This window comes from Achromobacter sp. GbtcB20, from assembly GCF_019091095.1.
GTDB classification, from domain to species: domain Bacteria; phylum Pseudomonadota; class Gammaproteobacteria; order Burkholderiales; family Burkholderiaceae_B; genus Achromobacter; species Achromobacter mucicolens.
In genome coordinates this window covers 1-277 of sequence record NZ_JAGXJZ010000496.1, presented here as the reverse complement: position 1 = coordinate 277, position 277 = coordinate 1, and the positions used below count along the sequence as shown (strand labels likewise).

Below are 277 nucleotides of genomic sequence, written 5' to 3'. Positions count from 1 at the left end.
ATAGCAGGCCGTGCCCACCATGCTGTCCCAACCGTAGTTCAGCCCGCCCTGGAGCAGGGACGCGATGTCGATCTCTTCGCGTTCGTTCTGGCCGACGTCGGCAATGTAGAGCTGCTCGCCGTCGAAGGCGAAGCGCCAGGGATTGCGCAGGCCGAAGGCCCAGATTTCCGGGCGCCGTCCTGGCTGGTTGAGATAGGGATTGCTGTGCGGAATGGTGTACGGCTGGCCGACGCTCGCGCCGCGCACGTCCACGCGCAACAGCTTGCCGAGGGTGGAG

1 protein-coding gene is annotated in these 277 nt (G+C 65.7%); it reads right to left on the bottom strand.

The window, feature by feature from the left end:
• Positions 1–277: sorbosone dehydrogenase family protein (locus tag KVT32_RS29920; protein WP_217619408.1), on the bottom strand; the 277-nt coding region annotated here is incomplete at both ends.